Consider the following 14,522-nt stretch of genomic DNA (forward strand, 5'->3'; position numbering starts at 1 on the left):
GCTCTTGTTTCGCCAGAATTTCATGGATAAACACCTCGCTGGTGCTTCGCGTCCTGTCGGCACGGTTCAAAACCGGTTCCCACTTTATTCCAATGATTCCAGCCACGGGCTTTCGTGGTCAATCAATTGTAAATTCATAGTTTTTATTTTATCATATTCTACTTTAAAAGAGGGAAAATTTTTATACATGAGCATGAATTTTCTACCGGTTCGTTTTCGGAGCGGTTAAGATGGGTCGTTGTCGCGGAATTTCTCGATAATAACCGGCTGCAGCTGTTTCCCTTCCAACGCAGCGAGAACGGTATCGCGAAGCAGCGACATTTTTGCGACCATCGAATTTGGCTTCGTGTGCGGAGCGTCTTGGCCAAACGGAATAAAATAAATATTTTTCGCCGCCATTAAGCGCATTAAGTTAACTCCGTTCAAGCCTAATGCATCGTTCGTGGAAATGCCAAGCACGACCGGACGGTGATTGCGCATCGTCGCTTTTGCCGCCATCAATACCGGAGAATCGGTCATTGCGTTGGCCAGTTTGCTCATCGAGTTTCCCGTCAACGGTGCAATAACCATGCAGTCGAGCGGAATTTTCGGACCGAGCGGCTCTGCTTTCACAATCGTATCGATCACTTCGTTTCCTGTTATTTCTTCTAGTTTTTTTACCCATTCTTCTCCTTCGCCAAAGCGGGTATTGGTCGTTTTCACCGTATACGTCACAATCGGCAGCACTTCCGCCCCTTCTTTCACCAATTTCTCTATTTCTGGCATGACCGCATCATACGTACAATGAGACCCCGTCAATCCAAACCCAATCCGCTTTCCTTTTAAACTCATTTACGCATTCCCCTTTCTTTTTTGTAAATCCGCATATAATAGTTGCGAAAGAACATTCGCGATAATTTGTCCTGCTGTTTTCGGCGCCACCACTCCCGGCAGCCCCGGTGCGAGAATCGCTTTTACGCCGCGCTTTTCGGCATAGCGGAAATCGGTGCCGCCCGGTTTGGATGCCAAATCGACAATGAGCGTATGCGCCGGCATTTTGGCGATCACACTTGCCGTTACGATTAAATGTGGAATGGTATTAATACAAATATCGATATCTTGCACTTCCTTTTCTAAATCATTGAGATGAAACGGCGTAAGACCCATTTCCGTAATGCGGGCAAGATGCTCGGAACGGCGCGCCCCTACTTTCACCTTTGCGCCAAGAGCAGCAAATGTACGGGCGACTGTCATGCCGATGCGTCCAAACCCAAGGACCGCTACGCGAGACCCATGAATCGTAAAATCAGTATGCTGAATGACAATCATGATTGTTCCCTCTGCTGTTGGGATCGAGTTATAAATCGCTACATCATCGCGTTCAAACAATTGTACATATTTGCGTCCGACCTTTTTCATCAAGTTGTCTAAATAGCTATTGCTAATCCCGGAATAGACGGTGCAATGTTTCGGCGTTTTCACCAGCATTTCTTCCGTAAAAGGAATTTGCTCATGCGAAAATACCGTATTCACTTTTCCTTCTAGCGTCGTCCCATGAACTGGTAAAATGATCGCATCTAAATCGGCAAAATCGACTTCATCGATTTGCAGTTTCGTTGCTCCTGTAAAATGGTGGGCTAATTGATCAAAACCGACTAAAGACAATTTCGCATCCAGCTCTACTAATTTACGAATTACTTCTAATTGCCGGGCATCCCCGCCGATAATGGCAACATGCATACCTGTCAGCATCATCCGTACACTCACCTTCTTTATATGTGAAAACTTAATATGCCTCTGCCTTATTTCCTTTCACATCTTATGTAAAACAAAGAACATAGGTGAATATCCCACCAAAGAAAAATGACCGCCATTGTGGCGGTCACTGCGTTTTTTCTTATTCATCGGGAAAATCAATAATCACCATATCGGCCCCAATTTTTTTAATGTATTTCCACGGAACGCGAATTTCGCTTCCCTCTTTGCGAAATCCAAACCATTTTCCGGTCGGAATCAATAGCGCCTGAATTTGCCCTGTCTGCTCATTGATTTCCAAATCTGTCTGCCCCAGTACACCGAGCCGCTCCGCCCGTCTTACATCGACAATTTCCTTTCCGCTTAATTCGCTCAGCCTCACCGCTTTTCCCCCTTCCTTTTCCTTATTTATTATTGTAAGAGGACAGAAACAAAAAAATGCCTGCATTTCGCAGGCTTTTTGACGTTACGGAAGGATTGGCTCCGGCAATTGACCGCTTGGGCTAATTAAAGCAAGCGCGTAATCTTCATTGAAAATGGTGCGGGCGAGTTCATTGACTTTTTCCACTGTTACGCTATTAATTTCTTCAATCATTTCATCAAGGGAACGATGGCGTCCGAGCAACAATTCGTTTTTGCCGTTGCGGCTCATGCGGCTGTTCGTACTTTCTAAACCGAGCATTAAGCTTCCTTTCATCTGTTCTTTGCTATTCGTTAGCTCTTTTTCTGTAATTCCGTCTTCTTTTAATCGCTCGATCGTCTCTTGAATCGTTTCAAACAACATATCAAGCTGGTTGCTGCCCGTTCCGGCGTAAATCGCTAGTAGTCCGCTATCTTGGTAAGAGGAGTGATACGAGAAGACCGAGTACGCCAATCCGCGCTGTTCACGGACTTCTTGGAACAGCCGGCTGCTCATGCTGCCGCCTAAAATGTTGTTTAAAATAATTAATGTGTAAATATCTGGGTGGCCGACAGGAAGGCCGTTAAAACCGATGCATAAATGCGCTTGTTCCGTATCTTTTTTCCGCGCCAGCTTTTGCGGTTGAAAGGAAGGGGCTTTCGTCTCGCTTGCTTTCCGTTTCGCCGTAAAGGAGCCAAAATAGTTTTCCACCTGGTGGATAAAGCTTTCATCGACGTTGCCGGCAACGGAAATAACGATGCGATCCGGCGTATAATAATCGGCCATATATCCGCGCAGCGACTCGCCCGTAAACGTGCGCAACGTTTCTTCCGTCCCTAAAATCGGGTAGCCAAGCGGATGATTGGCGTAACAAGCCTTGCTTAGCAAGTCATGGACAATATCATCGGGCGTATCTTCGTACATTTTAATTTCCTCAAGCACGACATTCCGTTCTTTTTGCAATTCCTCCTCGACGAAGGTGGAATGGAAAAACATATCGGCAAGCATTTCGAGAGCAAATGGCGCATGCTCATCTAGCACTTTCGCATAATAGCACGTATATTCTTTTGATGTAAATGCATTCACTTGCCCGCCGATGCTGTCAAATGCTTCGGCGATCTCACGCGCTGTACGCGTTTTTGTGCCTTTAAAAAACATATGCTCTAAAAAATGAGAAATGCCGTTGTTTTGCTCCGTTTCATTACGCGAACCTGTACCGATCCAAACTCCGATCGCAACAGAACGCACAGTTGGGATTTGTTCTAGCACTATCCGTACACCATTTTTGCAAGTATATTTGTTAATCAACTCCACGTTCCTCCTATTTTTTAACAATTCTCTTTTCATCTAACAACGCAGATATGCTGCCGATTTCATATTTCTGCCGCTGAATCGAAACAATCAGCGATTCCAACGCCTCGGCGGTCGATAGCGTCGGATGCATTAAAATCATGGCACCGGGATGGACTTTAGACATTACCCGTTTCACTATAACAGATGGCGACGGTTTTTGCCAATCAATTGTATCGACGCTCCACATAATCGTTTTCATTCCTAAAGCATCGGCAATGTCGACGACATCATCGCGGTAGCTGCCGCTAGGCGGAGCGAACCATTTGCATTTCACCCTGGTTGTCGCTTCAATCACTTCATTCGTTTTCACCAGTTCCTGGCGAATTTTTGTATTGCTTAACAACTTGAAGTCAGGATGGCTATAGGAATGATTGCCTATCTCGTGGCCGGCATCTACAATCATTTTTGCCATCTCAGGATGATTTTTTACCCAGCGCCCTTCCAAAAAAAAAGTTGCTTTCACATGATGTTTTTTTAAAACTTCCAGCATTTTCGGGATATATTCCTCTCCCCATGCCACATTAATAAGAAACGCAACCATCGGCTTATCGGGATGGCCGCGGTAAATCGGCGCCGGGGGCAGGTCATCCAAATGGACGCGCGGAGGGACTTGTTGATATACAAGCTTTTGTTCGTCAAATTTTCCGTCCTTTTTCATGTTTTCATACGAAGCTTGTACATCGACTTTCAGTCCGTTATAACCAGGGATGGCCTTCCACACTCTATCGATTACCGCATCTTGCGGGGGAATGTTATACTGCTTCGCCTTTTCAACGATCGCAGTATACAGCTTATCGTTTCCTTTCATTACCATAATGCTTTGCGCTTGCAAATCAGAGATGTATTGGCTTACCGGCGGCTGATGAATCAAGGCCCAGACAAAGAAAAACATAATGGCAACCGCTAAATAGCGAACATAATCTCTATTCACATCTGTCCCCTCCTTTTTAATACTACAAATATGTGGGGAAGGGACAAGATAGAACATTCACCCCAATAACAAAAGAGCCTTAAGGAATGAAATCCTAAGGCTTCATTTTATGACGCTCTGGCCGTCTTCCCTTTTTCTCCTTTTGCTGCTCCCGCAAAACGGCCTTTCTTGATAAATTCACGCGTCCTTGTTTATCAATTTCCATCACTTTTACCAAAATTTCATCGCCGATCGAAACGACATCCTCCACTTTTCCGACTCGCTCTTCCGCCAATTCGGAAATATGAACAAGACCGTCTTTGCCATTGAACAGCTCGACAAACGCCCCGAATTTCTCGATGCGCTTCACTTTGCCTAAATAAATTTGTCCGACTTCGACTTCGCGAACGATATCTTCAATAATCTGTTTTGCTTTTTGGTTCATCGCCTCGTTGACAGACGAGATGAAAATCGTTCCATCTTGCTCGATATCGATTTTGACGCCGGTTTCGTCAATAATTTTATTAATTTGTTTGCCGCTCGGTCCAATAACTTCGCGAATTTTGTCTGGATTAATTTGCATCGTTAAAATTTTCGGCGCATATTTCGACAGCTCTTTGCGCGGCTCACGAATCGTTTGCATCATGTGGTCTAAGATTTCCATCCGGCCTTTTCTGGCTTGCATCAGCGCTTCTTCTAAAATTTCGCGGGTCAAGCCTTTAATTTTGATATCCATTTGCAAAGCGGTAACGCCTTTTCTCGTGCCGGCTACCTTAAAGTCCATGTCGCCTAGGTGGTCTTCGATGCCTTGGATGTCGGTTAAAATCGTATAATGATCGTCATTTTTCACGAGCCCCATTGCAATTCCCGCTACCGGCGCTTTAATCGGCACACCTGCGTCCATCATCGCCAGCGTGCTTGCGCAAATGCTTGCTTGTGAGGTGGAACCGTTCGATTCAAGCACTTCCGACACGAGGCGGATCGTATAAGGAAACTCTTTCTCCGACGGAACAACCGGCTCTAGCGCCCGTTCGCCAAGAGCGCCGTGTCCGATCTCGCGGCGCCCCGGACCGCGCATCGGCCCCGTTTCGCCAACGGAAAACGGCGGGAAATTGTAATGGTGCATAAACCGTTTCGTTTCTTCAATGCCGAGCCCGTCCAATATTTGCACATCGCCAAGTGCTCCTAACGTACAGACGCTGAGTACTTGTGTTTGCCCGCGCGTAAATAAGCCCGAACCATGCGTGCGCGGCAGGACGCCGACTGCCGAGGAGAGCGGACGGATTTCATCCACCTTGCGGCCATCCGGGCGGATTTTTTCTTCGGTAATAAGCCGTCTTACTTCTTCCTTGACAAGCTTATGTAAAATTTCATGCACTTGTTTTAACGTTTCTTCGTCCGCTTCCTGCTCTTCGTATTTCGCGACGACGCCCGCTTTTACTTCCTCAATCGCCGCATCGCGCGCTAATTTTTCCGGCACTTGCACCGCCCGTTTAATATCCGCTTCGGCAAGCTGACGGATTTCCGCCTCCAGCTGCGGATCGAGCTCATACAAAACAACTTCCATTTTTTCTTTGCCGACTTGGGCGGCAATTTCCTCTTGAAAAGCGATCAGCCGTTTTACTTCTTCGTGGCCGAACATGATCGCTTCTAACATGATTTCTTCCGGCACCTCATCTGCGCCGGCCTCCACCATGTTAATCGCATCTTTCGTGCCAGCGACAACGAGATGCATATCGCTTTTTTCCGCTTGTTCGACTGTCGGGTTAATGACAAACTGCCCATCGACACGGCCGACTGTCACGCCGGCAATCGGCCCTTCAAACGGAATGTCAGAAATCGTTAAAGCAAGAGATGAACCGAGTAATGCCGCCATTTCCGGCGAACAGTCCTGATCGACGCTCATAACCATCGAAACGATTTGCACCTCGTTGCGAAATCCTTCAGCAAAGAGCGGGCGAATCGGACGGTCGATCAAACGGCTCGCCAAAATCGCTTTTTCGCTTGGTCGTCCTTCCCGCTTAATAAATCCGCCTGGAATTTTTCCGACCGCGTAAAGACGTTCCTCATAGTTAACGGTTAAAGGGAAAAAATCGACGTTTTTTGCCTCTTTCGACGCTGTTGCAGTACTTAATACAACGGTGTCACCATATCGGACCAGCACCGCTCCGTTTGCTTGTTTGGCTAACTCGCCGATTTCGACAACGAGCGGACGTCCAGCCCAGTCTATGGAAAAAACGCGCTTTTCTTGCTCCATATAAATAAGTACTCCTCTCTATGTACAAATCGGAAATAAACGAATAGGTTATATTATTAGTATGGACGAATAATCGGCAATGAATCAATTCCCACTATTCATCATAGCGGAAAATCGCTTATATAACTAGCAAAAAAGCGGGAATGCTCCCGCTTTTTTTATCGACGTAATCCAAGTTTGTTAATCAGTTCACGATAGCGTGTAACGTCTTTATTGCGCAGATAAGTCAATAAATTCCGACGTTTTCCAACCATTTTCAGCAATCCGCGACGTGAATGATGGTCTTTTTTATGAACACGCAAATGTTCATTTAAATTGTTAATTTGCTCAGTAAGGATAGCAATTTGCACTTCTGGAGAACCTGTATCATTCTCGTGGATTTTAAATTGCTCGATAATTTCGCGTTTGCGCTCTTGGGATAATGCCATCCTTCATTCACCTCCTCATCATCGAAACCCCAATTACCTAGCAAGCGGCGGTGACTCGACTTGCCAAGCAATGGTTATTTTGCATACATTCATTAGAATACCTTTTTTTCCGGCAAAATGCAAGTATTTTCGTTGAGACTGTTGAAATATCTTTGCGCTTCTTCCTTGTCGCGCTGGATTTGCGCAACTAATTCATCGACGCTGGCAAACTTTTGCTCGCTTCTTAAGCGCCGATGCCATTCGACCGTCACCGTTTCCCCGTAAATATCTTTTTCGAAATGGAAAATATGCACTTCAATACTCGGCATTCCTTCTTGGCTCGAATGAAACGTCGGTTTATAGCCGACGTTGCATACTCCCGGAAATACATCGGAACCGATTTTTGCCCGTACCGCATATACGCCAAGCGCCGGCAATAAATAATCGTCATTTAGCGCGATATTCGCCGTCGGAAACCCGATCGTTCTTCCGCGGCGCTCACCGCCTATAACCGTCCCCTCGATTTCATAAAAACGGCCGAGCAAGCGCGGCAGCTGTTCTACCTCTCCGTTTTGCAGCAATTTCCGCACATATGTCGAGCTTATTTTTTCCCCGCCAATCGTCAGCTTCGGAATCACCGTTTGCGTAAAATGGCCGCGCGAATGAAGCGGCAGCGTTTCCATCGTTCCTTTTCCGAAACGGCCGTAAGTAAAATCAAAGCCGGCAACGACATGTTTCACATGAAACCCGATAAGATATTGGTCGACAAACTGCTCCGGCAACAGCTGGGCGAATGTCGGCGTAAACTCGACCACATATAAATAATCGACGCCAAGCGCGGCGACGAGCTGTTCTTTTTTCTTTAACGGCGTAATTAAGCGAATGTGCTGTTTCTGTTTTCCGAGCACGACGGAAGGATGGGGATGAAACGTCATCACTGCGCTTTTATATCCTCTTTCTGCCGCAATATCGACCGCCGTCCTAATCACTTCCTGGTGGCCTAAATGAATGCCATCAAAATAGCCAAGCGCCATCACCGTAGGGGGAAGCGCTTCTTTTTGCAAATGGTGCGGATGCGAAATAAATAACGTTTCCATTGTCCTTACTCACCTTCTATGTTTCCACTTTTTTGATCAGCGAAGTACCTTCAGCGGCTTCATCAAGTGAGGTTTCGACGGGTGCTTTATATAAAGGGCAAGCGCCTCTCTTTCCTTCGTCACCATTAATACCGGCCCTTCTAAGGAGCGCAAAAAAGCCGGCAGCGGCAATAGCGCCCCGTTTTTTACTTTCTCTGCTACTTTATCATTTATTTCATATTTCGGCAAATGAAAAAGCGCTTTTTCAATCGGCAGCAAAAGCGACTGCAACTCGCCACGCTCCGCGCACTGTTCGATTTGCATAAATGTGACGCAGTCCTGTAGCGAAAACGGCCCCGCCGCTGTGCGGACAAGATGGGACATATGCGCCGGGTAACCAAGCCGCTCGCCGATCATCACTGCCAACGTGCGGATATAGGTGCCTTTGCTGCAAGTGACGCGAAAGCGAAACGAAACCGTGTTTCCGCTAAATTCGTTTCTTTCATCGAGCAACGTCAGTTCATGGATCGTCACGATGCGGGTCGGCCGTTCGATTTCTATGCCGGCGCGCGCATATTCGTATAGTTTTTTTCCTTTCACTTTAATGGCGGAATACATTGGCGGCGTTTGCGCAATTTCTCCCGTCAACTGCTGGAATACCGCTTCAATTTCGCTGCGGGAAATCACCCGGTCTACTTTTTGTGCAGCGATAATTTCTCCGCTGCTGTCTTCGGTTGTCGTGGCAATTCCAAGCGTAACCTCGCCTTCATATGTTTTCGTCGTCCCCGTTAAAAACTCGGCGATGCGCGTCGCTTTGCCAATGCAAATCGGCAATACTCCCGATACGTTTGGATCAAGCGTCCCTGTATGTCCTGCTTTTTTGATTTTGAACAGGCGGCGAATCCGCGCAACACAATCATGTGAAGTCATTCCCACAGGTTTGTCTAATAATAATACTCCGTCCATCAGCGCACCCTTTCTCCTATGTACATAATGGAAATGGATAGACAAATTGTCTATCCATCTATTCCTCTTTGCTTGCTTCTTCTTTTTTCTCGTGTTCTTGCTCCGTAGAAATTTGCCGGATTAATTGTTCAATGCGGTTGCCATATTCGATCGATTCATCGATTTCAAAAAATATTTCCGGCGTTTTCCGCAAGCGAATCCGCTGGCCGATTTCCGAGCGGATAAACCCTTTTGCTTTCTCCAATCCTTTCAGCGTGTTCTGTCGTTGTTCTTCATCGCCTAACACGCTGATATATACTTTTGCTTGCTGCAAGTCGCCTGTGACACGCACATCGGTAACTGTGACAAAGCCAATTCGCGGGTCTTTCAATTTGCGGCCAATGATATCGCTTAATTCTTTTTTCATTTGTTCGCCAACACGAGTAGCCCGTAAATTCATCGCCTATCACCTCGATTAAAACCACTCAAATGTCGTGACCGTCCTTTCCAATTCTGGAAAGGAGTCGATCAAAGCAAGCGCCCGCTGCAGCTCGCGCTCGGTTGTCGCCCGGCTCGACGTAATCGCGACCATTCCGAGCGTCGTCCGCTGCCAGACGTTTTGGTGATCGATTTCGGCCACGGATATATTATATTTTTGTTTTAGCCGTGTTATTATTCGCTGCAGGACGGCCCGCTTTTCTTTTAATGACTGTGCGTTATAAATAACGCATTCACAGGCGACAAAGCCGATCACTGTCTTTTCACTTCCTGCATAATGTAGGCTTCAATAATGTCTCCTTCTTTAATATCGTTAAAGTTTTTAATCGTCAAACCGCATTCATATCCTTGCATGACTTCTTTCACATCGTCTTTAAAGCGTTTCAAGGAATCGATTTCTCCTTCGTAAATGACAATGCCTTGGCGGATCAGGCGGACTTTGCTGTCGCGCGTAATTTTTCCATCGGTTACATAGCATCCGGCAATCGTTCCAACTTTCGATACTTTAAACGTTTGCCGGACTTCAGCTTGGCCGATGACTTTTTCTTCATATTCCGGATCGAGCATTCCTTTCATCGCCGCTTCAATTTCTTCAATGACCTTATAGATGATGCGATGCAGACGAATGTCAACTTTTTCGGATTCAGCGACGCGTTTCGCATTGGAGTCCGGACGGACATTAAAGCCGATGACAATGGCGTTGGAAGTCGTTGCTAAAAGAATATCCGATTCGGTAATCGCGCCAACAGCGGCATGGATGATTTTGACGCGCACTCCTTCGACATCGATCTTTTGCAGCGCGGCAACAAGCGCTTCTACCGACCCTTGCACATCCGCTTTGACAATAATATTTAATTCTTTCATTTCGCCTTGCTTAATTTGTTCAAAGAGGTCATCTAGGCTAACGCGCGCTTTCATGCTGCGTTGTTCCATTAATTGTTTTTGTGCACGCGCTTCTGCGATTTGCCGTGCTTTTTTCTCATCTTCAAACACCATGAAGCGGTCTCCAGCCTGCGGCACTTCATGAAGGCCGGTGATTTCGACAGGGGTGGAAGGACCGGCTTCTTTCACACGACGTCCTGTATCGTTTACCATTGCGCGTACACGACCGTATGTGCAGCCGACGACAATCGGATCGCCGACATGCAACGTTCCTGCTTGAATAAGGAGCGTCGCCACTGGACCACGGCCTTTATCGAGTTTCGCCTCAATGACCGTTCCTGTGGCACGGCGATCTGGATTTGCTTTTAGTTCTTCCATTTCGCTGACAAGCAAAATCATTTCTAATAAATTGTCGATTCCTTCTCCTGTTTTGGCCGAAAGTTTGCAGTAGATCGTATCGCCGCCCCATTCTTCCGGAACGAGATTATACTCCATTAATTCTTGCATCACGCGATCTGGATTGGCATCCGGCTTGTCGATTTTGTTAATGGCCACAATAATAGGGACATTAGCCGCTTTCGCATGGTTAATCGCTTCTACCGTTTGCGGCATGACGCCGTCATCAGCAGCGACGACAAGCACAACGATGTCCGTTACTTGCGCACCTCTTGCCCGCATCGTCGTAAACGCTTCGTGTCCCGGCGTATCAAGGAACGTAATTTTTTTGCCGTTGACCGTAACTTGATAAGCGCCGATATGCTGCGTAATGCCGCCTGCTTCTTGCTCTGTCACTTTCGAATGGCGAATGGAATCAAGCAACGTCGTTTTTCCATGGTCGACGTGGCCCATAATCGTAACCACCGGCGGCCGCTCCACTAAATCTTCAGGGGCGTCAACAATTTCAATCGACTCAAAGTTCGTTTCATCAATGACTACTTTTTCTTCTACTTCCACTCCGTAATCAGAACAAATGAGTTCGATCGCATCTTTATCCAAATCTTGGTTAATCGTCGCCATCACGCCGAGCATAAACAGCTTTTTAATAATTTCCGATGGCTCGCGGCCAAGCTTTTTCGCCAGCTCGGCAACGGTCAGCGATCCTTCAAACGTAATTTTTTTCGGAAGCTCTTTTTCTTTTTTCGCCGGCTGTTCTTGTTGCACTGGCTGCGGCTGATGGACTTTTGCTTTTACTTTGCCTTTATGTTTCTTCTTATGCTGATGGAAAATTTTCTTTTCTTGCTGCTGCAACTGCAAATCGTGTTTTTTTCCTTCCTTGCTTTTATTTGCTCCTTTTTTCTTCGCAACTTTTGCTTTGACTACTTCCTCTTCATCGTCAAAATCATCCACATAGGTTTTCGTTTTTGCCGGAGCCGGACGTTTTTCCTTCGGAGCAGAAGCTTGCGGCTGTTCGCTTTTTTTATTGTACGTATGGTCCAGCTTCTCCACCACTTCCGGCTCTAATGTTGACATATGATTCGTTACTTCAATATTCATTTCTTTCAATTTATGAATCACATCTTTACTCGGTACATTATTTTTTTTCGCGTACTCATATACACGCATTTTAGACATAGATTCACCCCCATAAAGATCCATCGAGCATTGTCCTTAGTTTGTTTGCAAACCCTTCATCCATAACGGCGACAACGACGCGGGCGTCTTTGCCGATCGCATGCCCGAGCGTATAACGGTCTGAAACTTTCCGGAGCGGAACGCCATAGGAAGAGCATTTATCGGTAATTTTTTTGGCCGTATTTTCCGATGCATCTTCCGCCAAAAGGACGAGTTTCGCCTTGCCGCTACGAATTTCCTTGACCGTTAGCTCCTCGCCTGAAATGACTTTTCCTGCTCGATTCGCTAATCCTAATAACGATGCCCAGCGTTCATTGCCCATTTTCGGCTTTTGTCTCCTTCTCCGCTAGCTGAAGCAGCTCATCATAGAGCGTATCGGCAATGTCCGCTTTTAAATGATGGGCTAAAATATTTTTCTTTTTCGCCAATAAAATGCACTCTTTGTCTAGCGTAATGTACGCACCGCGCCCCGCCTTTTTCCCGGTCGGATCGATCGAAACTTCCCCGTCTTTCGAGCGGACGATGCGCACCATTTCTTTTTTTGGCTTCATTTCACCAGTCACGACGCATTTTCGCAACGGAATTTTCTTTTGGCTCGCCACACGGATCCCCCCTCACTCGATTTCCTCTTGTAAATCGAATGATTGGTCGCTGTCATTTTCATTATCAACCGGCATCTCTTCCGAATCAAGCAAAGTGGATTGCGCATATGGATCAATTCCCATCTCGCGCGCTTCCGTTTCGCTTTTAATATCAATTTTCCAGTTTGTCAGCTTCGCCGCCAGCCGCGCGTTTTGCCCCCGCTTGCCGATCGCTAATGACAGCTGATAATCCGGTACGATCACCGTCGTCGCTTTTTGCGCTTCGTTGACAATGACGCGCAGCACTTTTGCCGGGCTCAATGCGTTGGCGACAAATTCGACTGGATCGGCCGACCAGCGGACGATATCAATTTTTTCTCCATGCAGCTCTTCGACAATCGCTTGCACGCGTTGTCCTTTTGGACCGACACATGCCCCGACCGGATCTACTTCCGGATTGTCGGAATGAACGGAAATTTTCGAGCGGTCCCCCGCTTCGCGGGCAATGGATTTAATTTCGACCGTGCCGTCGTAAATTTCTGGAACTTCCAGTTCAAAAAGACGTTTCAGCAATCCCGGGTGCGTGCGCGATACAAAAATTTGCGGCCCTTTTGTCGTTTTTTCTACTTTTGTAATATACACTTTGATGCGATCATGCGGTTTGTATGTTTCATTCGGCATTTGTTCGCTTGCCGGCAGCAATGCTTCCGTTTTCCCGAGGCTGACGTAAACAAAACGTGGATCGACGCGCTGGACAATCCCGGTCATAATATCTTCTTCGCGGTCAAGAAATTCGGCGTAAATCACGCTTCGTTCCGCTTCGCGCACACGCTGGGTGACTACTTGTTTCGCCGTTTGCGCCGCAATGCGTCCAAAATCTTTCGGCGTCACTTCTATCTCCACCACATCGCCGACTTGATAATTCGGATTGATCCGCTGCGCCTCCTCTAAAGAAATTTCCAGACGGGGATCATTGACTTCTTCAACTACATCTTTGCGAGCGAGGACACGGATCGTACCCGTCTCCATATTTAAATCGACCCGCACGTTTTGCGCCTGCCCGAAATTGCGCTTGTAGGCGGAAATAATCGCTGCTTCAATCGCTTCTATTACCACTTCTTTGCTAATGCCTTTTTCACGGATAATATCCGCTAAGGCATCGAGTAATTGCGTATTCATGAAACGAAAATCCCCCTTTTACCATTAAAAAAAGATAACAGCAAGTCTAGCGCTCGCCACTTTTTCATACGGAATAACGACCGTTTTTTTACGAGCTCTGTCTTTTACCGTAATCGATACGGTAGTTCCGTCAAAATCGGTTAGTTCGCCTTCGAACTCTTTTTCTCCTTCAATTGGCTCATACGTTTTTATATATACATTTTTCCCAATCGCTCTCGTAAAATCTTTTGCATTTTTTAATGGTCGTTCCGCTCCAGGCGAAGAAACTTCAAGGAAATAGTTATGCGGAATCGGATCGATTTCATCTAATTTTTCACTCAGTTTTTCGCTGACGATGCCGCATTGTTCGATGTCGACCCCGTCTTCGGAGTCAATGAAGACGCGCAAAAACCAATTTTTCCCTTCTTTTACATATTCGATATCCACTAGCTCTAAATTCATGTCGGCAAGAATTGGCGTGACTAGCTCTTCGACGATCTCTGTCACTTTTTTGCTCATTCTTTTCCTCCTAACGTAGAGAAACTGCATCGCTTCGTTATAACGAGAAAATCCCCTGCACATTTGCGGGGAATGAAAAATAATCGGCATCCAATTCAAGACGAAAGAGTGGGTTTCCCCACTCTTTGCTTACCCATTATCTTTACCAATTCCACTAAAACTATAACATATTGGAAAATATATTGCAATGGGCAAACAGCATAATACACTGCTTGCGGCCGGTTTTTCGC

Annotated in this window: 16 protein-coding genes; all 16 read right to left on the bottom strand. The window is 46.4% G+C overall.

Annotated features, from left to right (window positions below; all coding sequences use genetic code 11):
• Positions 1-225 precede the first annotated feature (225 nt).
• The 16 genes from BV455_RS02895 to rimP all read right to left on the bottom strand — a co-directional run bounded on the left by BV455_RS02895 (position 226) and on the right by rimP (position 14,292).
• On the bottom strand, positions 226-831 hold the full coding sequence (locus tag BV455_RS02895) for a dipicolinate synthase subunit B (protein ID WP_017437034.1): 606 nt from the start codon (positions 829-831) through the stop codon (positions 226-228).
• A complete protein-coding gene (gene dpaA / locus BV455_RS02900) occupies positions 832-1,734 on the bottom strand; it encodes a dipicolinic acid synthetase subunit A (protein WP_017437035.1) in 903 nt (300 codons plus the stop codon).
• A gap of 142 nt (positions 1,735-1,876) precedes the next feature.
• Positions 1,877-2,116, bottom strand: coding sequence for a YlmC/YmxH family sporulation protein (locus BV455_RS02905; protein ID WP_017437036.1), 240 nt, complete (start codon positions 2,114-2,116; stop codon positions 1,877-1,879).
• Between the two features lie 84 nt (positions 2,117-2,200).
• Entirely contained in the window at positions 2,201-3,442 is a 1,242-nt protein-coding gene (locus BV455_RS02910; RefSeq protein WP_017437037.1) for a M16 family metallopeptidase, read from the bottom strand.
• 13 nt (positions 3,443-3,455) lie between these two features.
• Positions 3,456-4,418 (bottom strand): polysaccharide deacetylase family protein, encoded by a 963-nt coding sequence (locus BV455_RS02915; RefSeq protein WP_042407081.1) that lies wholly within the window; start codon positions 4,416-4,418, stop codon positions 3,456-3,458.
• Positions 4,419-4,512: 94 nt separating this feature from the next.
• Positions 4,513-6,654: a polyribonucleotide nucleotidyltransferase gene (gene pnp, locus BV455_RS02920; RefSeq protein ID WP_017437039.1), complete on the bottom strand. Its 2,142-nt coding sequence runs from the start codon at positions 6,652-6,654 to the stop codon at positions 4,513-4,515.
• Between the two features lie 158 nt (positions 6,655-6,812).
• The gene (gene rpsO / locus BV455_RS02925; protein ID WP_017437040.1) at positions 6,813-7,082 is read right to left on the bottom strand and encodes a 30S ribosomal protein S15; all 270 of its coding nucleotides are present in this window, start codon (positions 7,080-7,082) and stop codon (positions 6,813-6,815) included.
• Between the two features lie 92 nt (positions 7,083-7,174).
• On the bottom strand, positions 7,175-8,158 hold the full coding sequence (ribF, locus tag BV455_RS02930; RefSeq protein WP_017437041.1) for a bifunctional riboflavin kinase/FAD synthetase: 984 nt from the start codon (positions 8,156-8,158) through the stop codon (positions 7,175-7,177).
• Positions 8,159-8,194: 36 nt separating this feature from the next.
• Positions 8,195-9,103, bottom strand: coding sequence for a tRNA pseudouridine(55) synthase TruB (truB, locus tag BV455_RS02935; RefSeq protein WP_017437042.1), 909 nt, complete (start codon positions 9,101-9,103; stop codon positions 8,195-8,197).
• 58 nt (positions 9,104-9,161) lie between these two features.
• Positions 9,162-9,542 (bottom strand): 30S ribosome-binding factor RbfA, encoded by a 381-nt coding sequence (gene rbfA, locus BV455_RS02940; RefSeq protein ID WP_017437043.1) that lies wholly within the window; start codon positions 9,540-9,542, stop codon positions 9,162-9,164.
• 15 nt (positions 9,543-9,557) lie between these two features.
• Positions 9,558-9,836 (bottom strand): DUF503 domain-containing protein, encoded by a 279-nt coding sequence (locus tag BV455_RS02945; protein WP_017437044.1) that lies wholly within the window; start codon positions 9,834-9,836, stop codon positions 9,558-9,560.
• Positions 9,833-12,034, bottom strand: coding sequence for a translation initiation factor IF-2 (gene infB, locus BV455_RS02950; protein WP_218687746.1), 2,202 nt, complete (start codon positions 12,032-12,034; stop codon positions 9,833-9,835). Before infB ends, BV455_RS02945 begins: the two co-directional genes overlap by 4 nt.
• A gap of 4 nt (positions 12,035-12,038) precedes the next feature.
• Positions 12,039-12,356 (bottom strand): YlxQ family RNA-binding protein, encoded by a 318-nt coding sequence (locus tag BV455_RS02955; protein WP_017437046.1) that lies wholly within the window; start codon positions 12,354-12,356, stop codon positions 12,039-12,041.
• On the bottom strand, positions 12,346-12,636 hold the full coding sequence (gene rnpM, locus BV455_RS02960; protein WP_017437047.1) for an RNase P modulator RnpM: 291 nt from the start codon (positions 12,634-12,636) through the stop codon (positions 12,346-12,348). Before rnpM ends, BV455_RS02955 begins: the two co-directional genes overlap by 11 nt.
• 12 nt (positions 12,637-12,648) lie before the next feature.
• Positions 12,649-13,794 carry a transcription termination factor NusA gene (gene nusA / locus BV455_RS02965; RefSeq protein WP_017437048.1) on the bottom strand — a complete coding sequence of 382 codons (1,146 nt, stop codon included), beginning with the start codon at positions 13,792-13,794 and terminating at the stop codon, positions 12,649-12,651.
• Positions 13,795-13,818: 24 nt separating this feature from the next.
• Positions 13,819-14,292, bottom strand: coding sequence for a ribosome maturation factor RimP (gene rimP / locus BV455_RS02970; RefSeq protein WP_017437049.1), 474 nt, complete (start codon positions 14,290-14,292; stop codon positions 13,819-13,821).
• Positions 14,293-14,522: the final 230 nt, after the last annotated feature.

The organism is Parageobacillus caldoxylosilyticus (assembly GCF_019272935.1).
GTDB classification, from domain to species: Bacteria; Bacillota; Bacilli; order Bacillales; family Anoxybacillaceae; genus Saccharococcus; species Saccharococcus caldoxylosilyticus.